This is a genomic window from Desulfovibrio desulfuricans (assembly GCF_024460775.1).
Lineage (GTDB): Bacteria > Desulfobacterota > Desulfovibrionia > Desulfovibrionales > Desulfovibrionaceae > Desulfovibrio > Desulfovibrio desulfuricans_E.
On record NZ_JANFYZ010000037.1, the window covers coordinates 1 to 776 of the forward strand.

Consider the following 776-nt stretch of genomic DNA (forward strand, 5'->3'; position numbering starts at 1 on the left):
GAAAACTCCCAGGTTCGGATGTTCAAAATTCAATGATGGGTAACAAGTACGATCGTAAATCTGTAAAACAGTTTGTCGGATATTAGGCTGTATCTCCTCAAAGCGTATTCGAATATCATTGAGAAGCTGCAGCGTCACATCGGATAATAATGATGGCAGCCATTGTAGAAGTGCCTTTTGCATTTCTAGTCTCTTTCTCGGTCTAGCTAGTTTTACTACATCGCGAAGATAGAATCTTAGATCACACTGCCTTTGCTGAGCTGGATCAATAGAGTAACAAAAGAGTGGTAAGGCCTCGTTAAAGGACAAGGACCTGAGCGGAAGTGTATCGTACAGTAGACGGAGTATACTAGTATAGTCTATAGTCCGTGGAATTCTAAGTGCCAGCTTTATAATGTCATTCTCCTTACTACAGACCCGCCTGAAAGTAGACACATCATCATCAGTAAGCTTTGACAAAAAGCATTGAGTAGCTAACTCTTCTATGCAATCTATAGCTGTTTTATAAGGCATTCAATGGACAGATTGAGGTTTTTGAAACATACTAGTGAAATTAGCCTTAATCCCTTCTCGAAGTTAATCATGCATTATGGTGTAAAAAATGCAACTCGCGTTGCTCTACTTTTTCCCGAATTTCCAAATACGCAGCTGGGGTGATTGCTCGATTTCGTAACGAAAGTTTTGTTTATAAAAACCGCGAAAACCTTCTGTAACAGATAGATTTTTACAGCGCTGATATACAATGACATCAGCTGTAATGGAAAATAACTGAAATA

The 776-nt window shown here is 39.0% G+C and carries 1 protein-coding gene; it reads right to left on the reverse strand.

The genetic code is table 11. The features are described from left to right. A partial coding sequence (locus NE637_RS15315; protein ID WP_256267793.1) for a hypothetical protein occupies positions 1–183 on the reverse strand: 183 nt, incomplete at its 3' end. Positions 184–776: the final 593 nt, after the last annotated feature.